The organism is Cellulomonas sp. P4_H4 (assembly GCF_056400865.1).
Genome location: NZ_JBFUKL010000007.1, coordinates 102290 through 118229, shown reverse-complemented (window position 1 = coordinate 118229; position 15940 = coordinate 102290). Strand labels below are relative to the sequence as shown.

General features: G+C 71.5%; 12 protein-coding genes. 9 read left to right on the top strand and 3 right to left on the bottom strand.

The features are described from left to right. Nucleotides 1-98: 98 nt before the first annotated feature. Nucleotides 99-1499: a hypothetical protein gene (locus AC1DPN_RS17810; protein WP_477086108.1), complete on the bottom strand. Its 1401-nt coding sequence runs from the start codon at nucleotides 1497-1499 to the stop codon at nucleotides 99-101. Continuing rightward, nucleotides 1492-2034 carry a sigma-70 family RNA polymerase sigma factor gene (locus AC1DPN_RS17805; protein WP_477086107.1) on the bottom strand — a complete coding sequence of 181 codons (543 nt, stop codon included), beginning with the start codon at nucleotides 2032-2034 and terminating at the stop codon, nucleotides 1492-1494. The genes AC1DPN_RS17810 and AC1DPN_RS17805 overlap by 8 nt, the downstream gene beginning before the upstream one ends. Before the next feature lie 243 nt (nucleotides 2035-2277). Here AC1DPN_RS17805 and AC1DPN_RS17800 point away from each other — a divergent pair, with 243 nt between their 5' ends. Together AC1DPN_RS17800 and AC1DPN_RS17795 are read left to right on the top strand one after the other, a co-directional pair. Next, nucleotides 2278-3588, top strand: a complete 1311-nt coding sequence (locus AC1DPN_RS17800; RefSeq protein ID WP_477086106.1) for an MFS transporter — start codon at nucleotides 2278-2280, stop codon at nucleotides 3586-3588. Continuing rightward, entirely contained in the window at nucleotides 3585-5234 is a 1650-nt protein-coding gene (locus AC1DPN_RS17795) for a PP2C family protein-serine/threonine phosphatase (RefSeq protein WP_477086105.1), read from the top strand. Before AC1DPN_RS17800 ends, AC1DPN_RS17795 begins: the two co-directional genes overlap by 4 nt. Here AC1DPN_RS17795 and AC1DPN_RS17790 read toward each other — a convergent pair. Then, nucleotides 5221-6741: a CCA tRNA nucleotidyltransferase gene (locus tag AC1DPN_RS17790; RefSeq protein WP_477086104.1), complete on the bottom strand. Its 1521-nt coding sequence runs from the start codon at nucleotides 6739-6741 to the stop codon at nucleotides 5221-5223. The genes AC1DPN_RS17795 and AC1DPN_RS17790 overlap by 14 nt on opposite strands. 46 nt (nucleotides 6742-6787) lie before the next feature. Between AC1DPN_RS17790 and AC1DPN_RS17785 the strand changes: the two genes are divergently transcribed. The 7 genes from AC1DPN_RS17785 (at nucleotide 6788) to AC1DPN_RS17755 (ending at nucleotide 15850) form a co-directional block, all read left to right on the top strand. Beyond that, nucleotides 6788-7342: an NUDIX hydrolase gene (locus AC1DPN_RS17785; protein WP_477086103.1), complete on the top strand. Its 555-nt coding sequence runs from the start codon at nucleotides 6788-6790 to the stop codon at nucleotides 7340-7342. Next, complete coding sequence (locus AC1DPN_RS17780) at nucleotides 7339-9399, top strand: DUF6049 family protein (protein WP_477086102.1); 2061 nt, start codon at nucleotides 7339-7341, stop codon at nucleotides 9397-9399. The genes AC1DPN_RS17785 and AC1DPN_RS17780 overlap by 4 nt, the downstream gene beginning before the upstream one ends. Next, on the top strand, nucleotides 9396-11072 hold the full coding sequence (gene murJ / locus AC1DPN_RS17775; RefSeq protein WP_477086101.1) for a murein biosynthesis integral membrane protein MurJ: 1677 nt from the start codon (nucleotides 9396-9398) through the stop codon (nucleotides 11070-11072). The genes AC1DPN_RS17780 and murJ overlap by 4 nt, the downstream gene beginning before the upstream one ends. Before the next feature lie 47 nt (nucleotides 11073-11119). After that, nucleotides 11120-12988: a protein kinase family protein gene (locus AC1DPN_RS17770; protein ID WP_477086100.1), complete on the top strand. Its 1869-nt coding sequence runs from the start codon at nucleotides 11120-11122 to the stop codon at nucleotides 12986-12988. A gap of 84 nt (nucleotides 12989-13072) precedes the next feature. Next, entirely contained in the window at nucleotides 13073-14053 is a 981-nt protein-coding gene (gene trxB, locus AC1DPN_RS17765; RefSeq protein ID WP_477086099.1) for a thioredoxin-disulfide reductase, read from the top strand. An 11-nt stretch (nucleotides 14054-14064) separates the two neighbouring features. After that, nucleotides 14065-14394: a thioredoxin gene (gene trxA, locus AC1DPN_RS17760; protein WP_477086098.1), complete on the top strand. Its 330-nt coding sequence runs from the start codon at nucleotides 14065-14067 to the stop codon at nucleotides 14392-14394. A gap of 106 nt (nucleotides 14395-14500) precedes the next feature. After that, nucleotides 14501-15850 carry an aminotransferase-like domain-containing protein gene (locus tag AC1DPN_RS17755; protein ID WP_477086097.1) on the top strand — a complete coding sequence of 450 codons (1350 nt, stop codon included), beginning with the start codon at nucleotides 14501-14503 and terminating at the stop codon, nucleotides 15848-15850. The last annotated feature ends 90 nt before the right edge of the window (nucleotides 15851-15940 follow it).

The window sequence follows — 15940 nt, the reverse complement described above, 5'->3', positions numbered from 1 at the left end:
ACGTCGAAGGCGCGCACTCCCACCAGGGGGTGCGCGCCTTCGTCGTCCTCAGGACCCTTGGCGGGCGATCGTCCAGGAGACGATCACCCTCACCCGTCTCATCTGGCCGGGACCCAGGACGTCATGCCGTTCCACTCGCGCCCGTCGGGGTCTGGCGTGGGTAGCGGCAGGAGCACGATCGAACCGCCGTCCGCGGGGAATGCCTCGACAGCTGCGGGCCACACCTCCCCGCACGACGTCGCGTACGACGCGTAGATCACACCGTCGACCACGGTCGCAGTCCAGTGCACCTTGCCGTGCCCGTCCGCGACCACCGTGGGCAGACCGGACGCCCAGGTCGACACGCCTTCCGGGCAGCCGTTCTGATCCTGGCTCGGGTAGCTCGGCGCCGCAAGAACGCCGTCGCTGACCCACGCCCCGCCCCAGACCGCCGGGCGCGCATCCGACTCCGCGAGGTCCCGGACGTGCGCTGTCCTGCGCGGGTCGGATGCGACGTCGATGGTCCAGAGACCCGCGTCGGGCGACCAGTTCACGTTGTCCCAGCACGAGACCAGGACGGTGACCGCGTCGGTCCACCCGACCACCCCGCACTCCATGCCCTCGATCCCGTAGTCCGCCGTGACCACCGATTGCGTGGCCAGGTCGACGGCACCGAGGAACGCACCCATGTGGAAGACCGCGCGTGTGCCCGTCGGGTTCACGAGGATCGGCCCATAGGCACCGCTGAGCGTGGCGACACTCTGAGCCCGCGTGCCCTCCCGGATCGTGAGCAGCTCGGCGTCCGCGACGGATGAGAGGCTCGCGTAGGCCGGCTGGATCCAGAGCTCGGCGCCCGAGGCGTCCTGTCCGACGTACTGCGCGTGCGCCTGCATCCCGCGGTCATCGGGAGTCACGGTCCCGGTCGCGAGGTCGAGGATGGCGCGTGGGTTGTCGTCAGTCGAGTCCAGCGACGACGAGGTGTGGACGACGGCGGTCGCCGACCCGGCGTCCCACCGTTCCAGCACCACGTTCATCGTCGGGTCGGCGGGCAGGTCGAGCACCCGGTACAGGGTGCCCTCGGGCGAGCCGAGCACCACGGTGTAGGTCACCTGGCCGGTGTCGGAGTTGCCGTCCGATCGGTAGATCGACAGCACCCAACCTGTCGTCGTCCGCTCGAGGAGTCCGGGAGGCATCGCGTACGTCGGCGGGAGGCCCGGGATCTCGTCGGCCACCGCGGGTGACGTGTCGGACGGCGTGGGCGACGGCGTGGGCGACGGCGTGGAGGTCGTGGGGCTGACGGCGGGCACCGGGTCGTGCCGCCCGTTCGTCCCGAGCCAGGTCGCGGTCCCGAGGACTGCCACGATCGCGGCCACGCCGCCCGCCTCGAGGGTGTGCCGACGAGCGCGTCGGAACCGGACCTTGCGGCGGACGCGCTCGCCCACGGACGTCGTCGGCAGGTCCGACAGCGAGCCGGACCGCTCCGCGAGCGCGTCGTTCATGAAGTCTGCGAGGTCACGCACCGTGCCCGCCGCCCTTCTGGGTCGAGAGGATCCGGACGCTGTCGTCGTGCACCGAACCCTGAGTGCCGAGCAGAGCGTTGAGCGCTCGTATCCCGTCTGCGGTGTACCGCTTCACCGCACCCTCGGAGAGACCGAGCAGCGACGCCGTCTCACGTACGGGCACGTCGTCGAGGTAGCGCAGCACCACGCAGGCGCGCTGCCGTGGCGGCAGCTGTGCTAGCGCCGCCTCGAGCTGTGCGGCCATCCCGTCCGCCGTCGCGACGACAGGGAGCGGCCTCACCTGGTCGAGCAGCGCTCGTTCGCGCCCGCGCCGACGGGTGCCGTCGATGAACCGCGAGACGATGGCCCGCCGGACGTACTGCTCCGCCTCGGCCATCGTCGTGAAGCGGGCCCGGCCAGAGAACGTGGAGATCAACGCCTCCTGCACGACGTCCTCCGCGTCTGCCCGCGACGAGCACAGCAGCATCGCCCGAGCGACCAGCTGCGGATAGCGCTCCTGCACCATCCGCTCCAGCACCGGCTCCCAGCGACTCACGCCTACCCCGCGTCCCATCACACGGCACCTGCGTTGGTGCCGGCGATAGAAGAACGATCCCCGACCGAGCCGTGGTTCTGCAGAGGTCGGACGAACTTCAGCCGCTCAGCGTCCGAGCCGGATCGCGACCTCCCTCGATGATCATCAGCCCGTGCCACGACACACCACCGCCTGGACCACACGCACGCGACCCAAGGACACACGAAGGGGTGAGTCGGAGAGGCTGGGTGCGAGGATGTGCCCGTGCAGGTGATCGCCGATCTCAAGGCCCTCTGGCCATTGCGGGACTTCCGCAAGCTCTTCGCTGTGCGACTCGTCAGCCAGACGTCCGACGGCATGTTCCAGGTCGGCCTCGCGACCCTGTTCTTCTTCTCCCCGGAGAACGCCAGCACCGCGACGGGCGTCGCTGCCGCGTTCGCGGTCCTCCTGCTGCCGTTCACGATCGTCGGCCCGTGGGCGGGCGTCCTCCTCGACCGGTGGCGACGACGGCAGGTGCTGTTCGTCGGGAACCTGGTGCGGGTCGCGCTCACGGTGCTGATCGCGGTGATCATGCTGACCGAGGGTGTGAACGCGGTCGTCTACGCCCTCGCACTGGTCAACCTGTCGGCCAACAGGTTCCTGCTCTCGGCCCTCTCCGCGTCGCTGCCCCGCACCGTCGACGGTCCTCTCCTGCTCACGGCCAACTCCCTGACCCCGACGCTGGGCGCTGCGGCCGCAGGGTTCGGCGGGGCCATCGGGCTCCTGCTCGGTCTGGTGCTCCCGGCCGGACGCGGCAAGGACGCCGCGGCGCTCATCGCGGCGGCCGGCGTGATGGCGATCGCGGCCGCCCTGGCAACGCGGCTGGGCAAGGACCGGCTGGGTCCGGACGTGCGCGCGAACGCCGCCCAGCTGCGCGCCCAGCTCGGGCTGATCTTCCGCGGCTTCGTCGCGGGGGCCAAGTACCTGGTCGCCAGGCGCACACCCGCGCGCGCTCTCGGCATCATGGCCGTGCACCGCTTCCTGTACGGCGTCACGTTCATCGCGAGCATCCTCATCGCGCGCAACCTGCTCTCCGACCCGGCCGACACCGACGAAGGGCTGAAGACCTTCGCGACGATCCTCGGAGCCTCCGCGCTCGGCTTCTTCCTGGCGGTCCTCATCACGCCGGTGCTCGCACGGCTGACCGGCCCGCACGTGTGGATCGTCCTGTGCCTCTCGCTAGCCGCCGCCAGCCAGCTCCTCCTCGCGACCAGCCCGTCGCGCACCGTCGTCCTGTGTGCTGCGGTGCTGCTCGGCCTCGCGGCACAGGGCGCCAAGATCGCCGTGGACACGATCGTCCAGCGCGACACCGACGACATCTACCGGGGCCGGGCGTTCGCGCTGTACGACGTGCTCTACAACGCAGCCTTCGTCGGCGCCGCCGCACTCGGTGCGCTGACGCTGCCGGACACCGGGTACTCGCAGGGACTCTTCGTCATCCTCGCCTTCGGTTACGTGGCAGGCGCGCTCGCGTACGCCTTCGTGTCCCGCGGTGTCGGGTCCGTCGCGGTCGCGCAGGAACCCATCGCGGCGTGAGTGACGACGCGGCAGTGCGAGCGGTCCTGGACAGCGACCTGTCCATCAGCATCGCCGACGCTCGCCTGCCCGACCGACCGTTGATCTGGGTCAACACGGCGTTTACGCGCCTCACGGGCTACCCCGTCGACGAGGTCGTCGGCCGCAACTGCCGGTTCCTGCAGGGCGCCGAGACCGACCCGCGGACGGTCGCACGCATCCGTACCGCGCTCGACGCGGGCCGCACGATCGCGACGGTCGTGCGGAACTACCACCGCGACGGCACGCCGTTCTGGAACCAGGTGGTCATCAGCCCGGTCGCCGACGAGACCGGCACCGTCACGCACCACGTCGGCATCCAGGCTCGCCTCACCGAGCAGCTGCCCCCCGAGCACACGCACGACCTCGAGGCCGGTTTCGACGCCCGGGCCACGGCCCGGCTCGACCTGCTCGCCCGGGTCAGCGACGAGCTCGCGCGCAACCTCGACTACGACGCGGCGGTCGACGCCCTGGCTGACATCACCATCCCGGCGCTGGCCACCTGGGGCTTCGTCGCGATGACCGACGAGCGGGGCCGGTTCTCGCGCATCCACCTGGTCGTCGCCGACCCGACGGACCGTGAGCTCGCCCGACTTCTCGCGAACGAGGACGTCGGCTGGTTGTCGCGTGCGCCCAAGGTGACCGAGGCCCTCACGAGCCCGCCCGGGTTCGTCGCGACGCCGTACCGGATCGACACCGCCGGGCTCCCCGACCGGACGAGCCCCGTGCAGCTCGACCTCCTGCGCCGGCTCGGTCTCGGCTCCGCCATGGTCGTCCCGCTGCGCGCCCGCGACCGCGTCATCGGAGTGCTCTGCCTGGTGCACTCCGACGAGTTCGACGTCGACGCCGTCGTGACAGCTGCGCACCTGGGCCGCCGCGCCGGTCTCGCCCTCGACAACGTCCGGCTGCTGCTGGCCGAGCGCTCCGCTGCGCTGACCCTCCAGCAGAGCCTGCTGCCGACGATCGCCGAGATCCCCGGCCTCGACGTCGCGACCGCCTACGTGCCGTCGGGTCGGCGTGCGCAGGTGGGCGGTGACTGGTTCGACGTGCTCCCGCTGCCCGACGGGACGGTCGGCCTGGCGGTCGGTGACGTGGTCGGGCACGACCTGCGTGCCGCGGCGTCCATGGGACAGCTCCGCTCGCTGCTGCGCTCCTACGCATGGGAGGGCTCGTCCCCGGCCGCGGTCCTGTCCCGGGCCGACGAGCTGGTCCGCGGGCTCGACATCGCCGACATCGCCACCTGCGTCTACGTTCGCTGGACCTCCCAGGCGGACGGCGCTCACGTCGCCTACGCGCGGGCCGGGCACCCTCCGCCGCTGCTCCGACTGCCAGGTGGCGCCGTGGTCCAGCTCGACCAGGGGCTGTCCACCCCGATCGGGCTCGCCGGCACGGATCGCCCCGAGGCGGCTGTTCGCGTTCCCGACGGCGCCGTGCTCGTGCTCTACACCGACGGCCTCGTCGAGCGTCGCGACCGGGGGCTGCGCGAGGGCATCGCCGCGCTGTCGGACGAGCTCGCCGGAACCCCCGAAGGGGCGTCCGCCGCGACGATCCGCGACCGACTCGTGGCGGGCCTCGTCGGCACCCAGCAGGAGGACGACGTGTGCCTGCTGGTGGTCAGGAGCGGCTAGCCCACCAGGCGAGGAGCTCCTCGCGCGCGGCGTCGGGTCCGAGCGGTCCTCGTTCCATCCGCAGCTCGAGCAGGTACTTGTACGCCTCGCCGACCTCACGACCGGGTGCGAGGTCGAGGACCGCCATGATCTGCGTGCCGTCGAGGTCGGGGCGGATCGAGTCGAGCTCCTCCTTCTCCTGCAGGGCAGCGATCCGGCGCTCCAGGTCGTCGTAGGCCGCGGACAGCCGGGCCGCCTTGCGCACGTTCCGGGTGGTGCAGTCCGACCGGGTCAACCGGTGCAGGCGCTCGAGCAGCGGTCCGGCGTCCGTCACGTAGCGCCGGACGGCGGAGTCGGTCCACGCACCTTCGCCGTAGCCGTGGAAGCGCAGGTGCAGCTCGGTGAGCCGGGCGACTGCCTGCACGGTGGCCTTGTCGAACCGGAGCTCCTTGAGCCGCTTGGCGACGAGCTTCGCTCCGACCATCTCGTGGTGGTGGAAGCTCACGCCACCGCCCGACTCGTGGCGACGCGTCTTGGGCTTTCCGATGTCGTGCAGCAGGGCAGCGAGGCGCAGCACGAGGTCCGGGCCGGGTACAGCACCGTCCGCATCGGTCTCCAGGGCGATCGCCTTGTCCAGGACGGTCAGCGAGTGCTCGTAGACGTCCTTGTGCCGATGGTGCTCGTCGATCTCGAGGCGCAGTGCCGGCAGCTCGGGCAGCACGTGCTGGGCCAGTCCCGTGTCCACGAGCAGCTCGAGACCGCCTCGTGGTGCCGACGAGACCATCAGCTTGCTCAGCTCGTCGCGCACCCGTTCGGCGCTCACGATCGCGATGCGGTCAGCCATGTCCACGATCGCCGCGTGTGCAGCCGGGTCCACCGCGAACCCGAGCTGTGCGGCGAACCGTGCGGCCCGCATCATGCGCAGCGGGTCGTCGTCGAACGACTGCCGAGGGTCCACCGGCGTGCGCAGCACTCCGGCGGCGAGGTCGCTCAACCCGTCGAACGGGTCGACGAACGTCAGCTCGGGCAGCCGGACCGCCATCGAGTTCACGGTGAAGTCGCGCCGGGAGAGATCCCCTTCGAGCGAGTCGCCGAACGCGACCTGCGGCTTGCGGCTCGTCGGGTCGTACTCGTCGGTGCGGTAGGTCGTGACCTCGACGACGACGTCCTGCGCGGTCCCGGAGCGGCGTCCGGCGAACCGACGCGCGCCGATCGTGCCGAACTCCTTGCCGATGTCCCAGTGGGCGTCGCCCCACCGCGCGAGCAGGGCGAGGGTCTCGTCCGGCGACGCGGAGGTCGTGAAGTCCAGGTCTGCCGACGCACGTCCGAGGAAGGCGTCGCGAACCGGACCTCCGACGAGCGCGAGCTCGTGGCCCGCAGCGCGGAACGTTTCACCCAGCTCGAGGGCGTCGGGCGGGAGGCTGCTCAGGACACTGAGGGCGCGTCGACGCAGGGCGTCCAGGGCAGACGGGTCGGGCTGTTCGGCGGGCACTCGTCCAAGCCTGCCAGACTCGGCGGCCCGCTCCATCGCACGGCGGGCCGTCTGCGGTCTGCCGAGTCGTTACAGTGGCGGGATGTCCAGCCCGGCGCGCCCATCATTCCCCGGGGGCGTGCCAGCGCCACCGGGTGGGCACGCGCTGCGCATCGACCCACGGCTCACGCCGACCAGACCGGTGCCGCCTCCGCTCCCGGTGGTCGACGAGACCTCGGCCGGCGGCATCATGGTGAGCCGTCGCGACGGGGTCGACCACGCCGCCGTGATCGCCCGCCGCAACCGCGCCGGCCGCCTCGAGTGGTGCCTGCCCAAGGGGCACCTCGAGGGTGAGGAGACCCCCGAGGAGGCCGCGGTCCGGGAGATCGCCGAGGAGACCGGCATCGAAGGTCACGTCCTCCGGCGGCTCGGCGTCATCGACTACTGGTTCAGCGGCGACGACCGCCGCGTGCACAAGGTGGTGCACCACTTCCTGCTCGGCGCGACGGGCGGTGAGCTCTCGGTCGAGGGCGACCCGGACGGTGAGGCCGAGGAGGCCGCGTGGATCCCCGTGGCCGAGCTGCACAGCGTCCTGGCCTACCCCAACGAGCGTCGGCTCGCCGAGGCCGCCCTGCTCGTGCTCGACGACGAGGCATGAGAGCCCGCTCGACGCTGCGCCGGATGCTCTGCGCGGCCCTGGCCCTGGGCGCGGCACTCGCGTTCGCGGCACCGGCGGGTGCGGCGACCGACGACGACGAACCTCAGCTGCCGGTCACCGTGGAGGTCGAGTCGATCACGCCGTCGATCCTGCGCCCCGACGAGGACCTGACCGTCGTGGCCACGCTGAGCAACACCGGCACCGAGGTCATCGAGACGCCGACCGCGACCCTGCGCCTCAGCCGGTTCAACGTGAGCACGCGCGACGGCCTGGAGGACTGGACCTCGTCGGACACCTGCACCTCGCGGGCTCCGTGCCCTCCGGTGGCGACTGTCGTCCTGCCCGAGCCGCTCGGCGTCGGCAAGTCCGTCTCTGTCGAGCTCAAGGTGCCCGCGTCCAAGATCCGGCTGCTCGACCTCCCGGACGTCTGGGGTCCGCGCGGGTTGTCCGTCGAGGCGCTGGACAACCGGACACGCGTCGGCCTCGAGCGCACGTTCCTGCTCTGGATGACCACTGACGCGAAGGTCCCCCGCACGCCCGTGTCGGTCCTCGTCCCCGTGACCGGCCCGGGTGCGGACCCGCTCACGCCGCAGTCCCCGGACCTCGACCCGCTCGTCGCGGCCGGTGGGCGTCTCGACGACCTGAGGTCCGTCCTCGCGGCGAATCCCGGGATCGGTGTGGCGGTCGATCCCGCTCTGCTCGCGTCCGCCTCCGTCGGGAGCAACCGCGCACAGGCGTGGGCCGAGTCGCTCGACGACGACCTCGCGCACCACGACGTGCTCTCCCTGCCCTGGTCCGACCCCGACGTCGGCGCGGCCGCACGCGCCGAGCAGGTCCCGCTCGTGCAGCTCGCCGTCGACGGCTCCGCGACCGCCGGGCTCGACGGGGCCGGGATCCTGTGGGCCCCCTCCGCCTCGCTCGACCAGACCGCCGTCGCCGTCACCGAGCAGGTCCACCAGCCCGCGATCGTCGTCGCACCCGGCTCGGTCGACGTGGACGACCCGAAGAACGGCACGACGCCACCGGCCAGCACGACCGTGCGCACGCCCGCCGGGTCGGTACATGCGCTCGTGCCCGACGCTCGGCTCAGTGCGCTGCTCACGGACCCGACCGTGATCGACCCCCAGGCGACGCCCGCGACGACCTCGCAGCGTGCGCTCGCGGAGCTGGCCGTCGTGACACGGGAGACCGAGTCGGACCAGCCGCACCTGCTGCTCACCGCCGGAAGGGACTGGACCCCGGACCGTGCGACGGTGTCGTCCCTGCTCGACGCCCTCGACGACGCGCCGTGGGTCGACCTGGCCCAGGCCTCTTCGCTGCTCGACCCGGACGAGACCGCAGGCAAGGGATCCGTGCCCGCGAGCGCGGACGACCCCGAGGCGCTCGCCGTCGATCTCGTGCGCGCGCTCGCCGGCGCCCGGGACCAGGCCGTCGCCTTCGCCAACGTCACGAGCGAGCCGGACCTGCTGCTCGACGGCGTCGATGCCGAGGTCGTCGCCCCGCTGGCCGTCGCGTGGCGTGCCGACCCCGTGGGCCGCGCCGACCTGGTGACCCGGGTCCTCGCAGACCTCGGCTCGCGCACGACCGGGCTGTCGATCGGTGAGGTGAGCGACGTCAACGTCATCAGCTCGACCGGCGAGATCCGGCTCACCGTGGCCAACGACCTGTCGGTCCCCGTCGACGTGGCGCTCAACGTCGAACCTGCCAAGTCGTGCCTCGAGGCGGAGGACGTCCCGTCGGTCAAGGTCGACCCGAAGAGCGAGCTGGTCGTCCCCGTCACCCTGCATGCGCGGGCCAACTGCGACGTCGTGGTCGTCGCCTCGCTGACCTCGAAGGACGGGACTCCCGTCGCCGAGCCGGTCGCCTTCACGGCGCGCGTGGCGCCGACCATCGAGAACGTCGGCACGATCGTGGTCGGGGTCCTGCTGGCCGTCGGTCTCGTGCTCGGCATCGTGCGCACCATCCGTCGCGGCCAGAGCGGTCGGCGCGGGGCCCGCATCGACGCCGAGAAGGTGCCGCCGCTGCCCGTGCTCGGCGGCAGCGAGGACAAGTCGTGACCGGGTCCACCGACGACGGACCGTCGGCGAACGAGCCCTCGGACGGCGGGATCCGGCGTGGGGCCGCCGTCATGGCGTCGGGCACCGCGGCCTCCCGCGTGCTCGGCCTGCTGCGGGTCATGGTGCTAGCCGCCGCGATCGGCGGTACAGGGCAGGCCGTCGACGCCTTCGCCGTGGCGAACAAGCTGCCCAACATCCTCTACATGCTGCTCATCGGCGGCGTGCTCAACGCGATCCTCGTCCCGCAGGTCGTGCGCGCCTACAAGCGCAACATCGGGCAGGAGTACGTCGACAAGCTCCTGACCCTCGGCTTCGTGATCCTGGCCGCGCTGACCCTGGTGCTCACGCTCGCGGCACCGCTGCTGGTGAACCTGTACTCCGACTTCGGCAACGCGGCACAGACGTCGCTGGCGACGACGTTCGCGTTCTGGTGCATCCCGCAGCTCTTCTTCTACGGCGCCTACGCGCTGCTCGGCCAGGTGCTCAACGCGCGCGGCTCGTTCGGGCCGTACATGTGGGCGCCGGTCGTCAACAACGTCGTCTCGATCGTCGGGTTCCTCGCCTTCATCGTCCTGTTCCAGGGCGTCAAGCGGAACGGCCCGGTGCAGGCCGACGACCTGAGCAACGGTCAGGCCGTCTTCTTCGCGCTGGCTGCGACCCTCGGTGTCGTCGCGCAGGCCGCGATCCTCGTTCCCGCCCTGCGGCGTGCGGGCGTCCGCTACCGGCCGCGCTGGGGCCTGCGCGGGTCGGGCCTCGGGACGGCCGGTCGGGTGGCCACCTGGACGTTGGCCGGGCTCGGCATCGGACAGCTGGGGTACCTCGTGGTGTCCCGGGTCTCGTCCGCAGCACCCAAGGCGGCCGGCTCGATCGACGCCTCGGTGGCGGGGACCAACGCCTACGACATGGGCTTCCTGCTGTTCATGCTGCCGCACTCGTTGGTGACCGTGTCGCTGGCCACGGCCATGTTCACGCGTCTGTCCGGGCACGCACACGACAACGACGTCGAGCGCGTCCGGAGCAACGTCTCCTACAGCATGCGGCTGGTCGGGGTGTTCACGGTGTTCGCGACGGCGGCCATCGCGGTCCTCGCCCTGCCGCTGACACGCGTGCTGCTGTTCACGTCGGCCGCGCAGTCCGCCGCAGCGATCGCACCCGTCGTGCTGGCGATGATCGTCGGCCTGCCCGCGTTCGGCATCTGGTCGCTGTACCAGCGCGTGTTCTACGCCTACGAGGACGCCCGATCGATGGTTCCCGTCCAGATCGCCATGGCGTGCGTCGTCGCCGCCGGGTCCTGGGCGTCGCGGCTGTTCCTGCCTGCCACCGACTGGGTCGTCGGCATCGGGCTCTCCATGAGCCTGTCGTACGTGGTCGGCATGGTCTACGCCCAGCTCGTCCTGCGCCGGCGGGTCGGAACGCTCGACGGCGCCCGCGTCCTGCGGATGCACGCGCGCGCCGGGCTTGCCGCCCTCGTCTCGGCCGCCGTCGGGATCACCGCGCTCTGGCTGCTCGCACGGGTCCTGTCTAGCGGGTTCGTCGCGTCGCTCATCGAGTGCGCGGTCGTCGGAACCCTGATGGGGTTGGTGTACGTCGGAGGTCTGCGGCTCTTGCGCGTGCGTGAGCTCGACAGCCTCCTGGGTCCGATCCTGCGAAGGCTTCCCCGGCGACGCGGCTAGCATGCAGGAGTCCTGAAAGGTCTCACCGTCTGCGAGCGGAGGTGCTGGTGAGCGAGGCTGTCGCACGTGGCACGGTGCTCGCGGGCCGGTACCGGGTGCTCGCCCCGGTGGACTCGGACCTCGAGGGCGCCAGCGCCTGGCGGGCGACCGACCAGATCCTCGACCGCGCCGTCCGCGTCAGGGTGCTGGAGACCGGCGCGGTCGCGCCCGCGCTCGACGCCGCCCGCAGGGCGGCCCTCGTCACTGATCCGCGCCTCGTGCGCGTGTTGGACGTCGGTTCGCACGACGGCTACGGCTACGTCGTCTCCGAGCAGCTCGTCGGGATGTCCCTCGCGGAGCTCGCCGCCCGGTCTCCGCTGACCGCGGACCAGGCCCGCGCCGTCGTCGGAGAGGCTGCCGCAGCGCTCGAGGTGGCCCGCCGACGCGGCGTCCACCACCTCGCCCTGCGTCCGTCCGTCGTGCACGTCAGTCCGGACGGCCGCGTGCTGGTCGGTGGCCTCGCCCTCGACGCAGCACTGCTCGGCAACGCCGGCGGTGACGCCCGGTCGACCACGCGCGCCGACGCCGTGGGCCTCGTCCGACTCCTCTACGCCGCCCTCACCGGGTACTGGCCGGGTGACCCGGACTCGCTGCTCCCGACCGGCGGAGACACCCTTCCGCTCGCACCCGTCGTGAACGGCTCGCCCGTACCGCCGGCCGAGCTGGTGCCCAGCATCCCCAACGACCTCGACACGCTGTGCGTCGTGACGCTCGGTCCCCACGACGACGGGCCGCACAGCCCCGGCGAGGTCGTGCGCGAGCTGGAGCCATGGGGCGAGATCCGCACGTCCGGGCTCGGGGACGACTCCGCCGAGGCGACCACGGCGCTCGAGCCGCAGTTCCCGCCGACCGGCGAGGCCGCTCCTGAGCTCCTGGAGGACCTCGGACTCGGCGTCGTCGCACCCGCCGTCGTGCAGCGCCAGTCCGTGCGCACCGCGTTCCAGGACCACCAGCAGCAACCTCCTGGTGCCAACCGGCCCGGCACCCCGCCGCCCGCGATCCCGGCCAAGGGAAACGCGCTCGGTGGGCCCACGGTCCCGACGGACACCCCGACACCGAAGACCGGCGTTCCCGCGACCCCAGCCCCGCCTGCTCCGACGGTCGCGATCCCGACTGCCTCTTCTGTGGCCCCGTCGCCTGCACCTGCGCCGACGGTGTCGCGTCGACCGATCGCGCAGGCGACCGCGGCCTCGGACTTCGACGACGTGATGGGTGCCAGCACCGAGGAGGTTCCGATCGCCGTGCGCCGCTTCGACCCGACCGCCCTGGTTCTCATCCTCGTCGTCATCGGCGTCGTCATCGGCGTGATCTTCGCCGTCAACACCCTCTTCTCCGGCTTCGACCCGCGCTCCCCGTTCGCCGACGACGAGTCCGTCCCCGCACCGAGCACGAGTGCGAGCGCCGAGACTCCCTCCGAGTCGGCGGCTCCGCCCCCCGCCGCGGCAGGTGGACCGCCCGTGATCGCCTCGGTGACCACGATCGACCCGTCCGACACCGACGGCGAGCACGAGGAGGACGCAGGCAAGGCCGTCGATGGCGACCCTGCGACGTTCTGGTACACCCAGACGTACAAGCGGGCCGACTTCGCGGGGTTCAAGCCCGCCGTCGGCTACGCGATCACGTTGGCCACCAAGACGACCGTGAACGTCGTGACCCTGCGCTCGAACAGCATGGGCGGCCACGTCGAGATACGCGCGACCGACGCGGCGCACCCCACGGACGGGCCCGTCCTCGCGTCCGGGTCGTTCGGTCCGGAGGGCGCCTTCACGCTCGTGCCACCGACCGAGACCCAGTCCCTGGTCCTGTGGATCACGGAGCTGCCCACGACGGGCGACGGGTCGTTCCGGCTCGAGCTGACCGAGGTCTCGCTGTCCTGACCCGGTGCTGGAGCCGGAACATCTGGCGCCTAGGATCTGTTGATCCCGACAGCCTCAACAGCCGACTCGCAAGGACCTCACATCGTGACCGACCAGCCCACTGCAGCGTCCGACTCCGTGCGCGACCTCGTCATCGTCGGATCGGGTCCGGCCGGCTACACGGCCGCGATCTACGCCGCCCGTGCGGGCCTGGCCCCGCTGGTCATCGCGGGTTCGGTGACCGCCGGCGGTGCGCTGATGAACACCACCGAGGTCGAGAACTTCCCCGGCTTCCCCGACGGCATCCAGGGCCCCGAGCTCATGGAGTCGCTGCAGAAGCAGGCCGAGAAGTTCGGCGCCGAGGTGCTGTGGGACGACGCGTCGTCGTTGGACCTGACGGGTGACGTCAAGGTCATCGAGACGCTGAACGGCGACACGTTCCGCGCCCGCTCGGTCATCCTGGCCACCGGTTCGGCGTACCGCGAGCTGGGCCTCGAGGACGAGAAGCGCATGTCGGGCCGCGGCGTCTCGTGGTGCGCCACGTGCGACGGGTTCTTCTTCCGCGACCAGGAGATCCTCGTGGTCGGCGGCGGCGACTCGGCCGTCGAGGAGGCCACGTTCCTGACCCGGTTCGGCAAGCGCGTCACCATGGTCCACCGCCGCGACCAGCTCCGGGCCTCGAAGATCATGGCCGACCGCGCCGCGAACGACCCGAAGATCGAGTTCGCGTGGAACTCCGAGGTCGTCGCGATCCACGGTGACGCCAAGGTCACCGGCGTGACGCTGCGCGACACGATCACCGGTGAGACCCGTGAGCACCCCGCGACCGGCGTCTTCGTCGCGATCGGTCACGTCCCGCGCTCCGAGCTGCTCGTCGGACAGGTGGACCTGGACGACGAGGGCTACGTGCAGGTGATCGGTCGCTCCACCGCCACGAACGTCACCGGTGTCTTCGCCTGCGGCGACCTCGTCGACCACACCTACCGGCAGGCGATCACCGCTGCCGGGTCCGGTTGCGCCGCCGCGCTGGACGCCCAGCACTTCCTCGCGTCGCTCGGCGACGCCGTCACCCCCGCCCTCGTCTGAGGAGTAGTTGCATGAGCACCAGCACCGTCACCGACGCCACGTTCCAGTCCGAGGTCCTCGAGTCCGACATCCCCGTGATCGTCGACTTCTGGGCGACCTGGTGCGGCCCGTGCCGCATGGTGGCACCTGTGCTCGAGGAGCTGTCGACCCAGTACGAGGGCCGCGTCAAGATCGTGAAGGTCGACGCCGACGCGAACCCCCAGGTCACGGCCGACTACAACATCGTCTCCATCCCGACGCTGAACATCTACGCGGGCGGTGAGCTCGTCGCGTCCCGCGTCGGTGCCCGCCCGAAGTCGATGATCGCCGAAGACATCGAGGGCGTGCTCGCCTCGGTCTGACGTCGCTGCGTCGAACGCCCCCGCCACGATCGTGCCGGGGGCGTTCGCGCGTCCGGACGCGGGACGGTGCGCAGTCCTCGTCGTCCGCCGTGCGAAACTCGGGGGCATGAACGAGACACCCGTGCCCCCCGGCGAGACGTCGGGCCAGCACCCCACGTCCTCCGCCGCCGGCACGGGAACGCGCCTCGACCGATGGCTCGGCTCCTACGCCGAGCGCACCCACGGCATGCGCTCGTCGGAGATCCGGGCCCTGTTCGCCGTCGCCAACCGCCCCGAGGTGGTCTCGCTCGCGGGGGGCATGCCGTTCCTCGAGGGGCTGCCGCTCGACATCCTCGGTGAGCTCGCGCAGCGCGTCGTGGCCACGCGCGGCATGCAGGCCCTGCAGTACGGCTCCGGCCAGGGCGACGAGGTGCTGCGCGAGCAGATCCTCGACGTCATGGCCCTCGAGGGCATCGAGGCGCACCCCGACGACGTCGTCGTGACGACCGGTTCGCAGCAGGCGCTCGACCTGGTGACCCGCATCTTCATCGACCCGGGCGACGTCGTCGTCGCGGAGGCGCCGTCGTACGTCGGCGCGCTCGGCGTCTTCCGGGCGTACCAGGCCGACGTCGTGCACGTGCCGATCGACGCCGACGGGCTCATCCCTTCCGCCTTGGAAGAGACGTTGGCATCCCTGGCGCGGACCGGCCGCCGCGTGAAGTTCCTCTACACCGTGCCCAACTTCCACAACCCGGCCGGCGTCTCGATCTCCGTTCCTCGTCGGCCCCAGATCCTCGAGATCGCCCGCCGCTACGGCGTCCTCGTCCTCGAGGACAACCCGTACGGGCTGCTCGGCTTCTCGCGCGAGCCGTTCCCCGCCATGCGCTCGCTCGACGACGAGGGTGTTCTCTACCTCGGCTCGTTCTCCAAGACGTTCGCTCCCGGCTACCGCGTCGGCTGGGTGGTCGCGCCGCACGCCGTCCGCGAGAAGCTGGTCCTGGCCAGCGAGTCCGCGATCCTGTGCCCGTCGAACGCCTCCCAGATCGCGATCTCGACCTACCTGTCGACGTGCGACTGGCGTGGGCAGATCAAGAACTACCGCGAGCAGTACCGCGAACGCCGCGACGCCATGGTCTCCGCGCTCAACGAGCACCTCCCCGAGGCGTCGTGGAACGTCCCGGACGGGGGGTTCTACACCTGGGTCAAGCTGCCCGAGGGGCTCGACGCCAAGGACATGCTGCCGCGGGCCGTGACTGCCCGGGTCGCCTACGTCCCCGGAACGGCGTTCTACTTCGACGGCACCGGCGCCGACCACATGCGCCTCTCGTTCTGCTACCCGACGCCGGAGCGCATCCGGGAGGGCGTCCGCCGGCTCGCAGGGGTCGTCGCAGGCGAACGCGAGCTCGTCGAGCTGTTCGGCACCAGCGGCTCCTCGGGTCCCGACGACGTCCAGTCGCCCGCCCCTGACGTCGCCTGACCCGCGTGACCTTCCGGCTGCTTCTCCCCGCCTCTGCCGAGCTCGTCCTGCCCGGCACCCCCTGACCTCATCCGTCGCTTCTCTGACCAC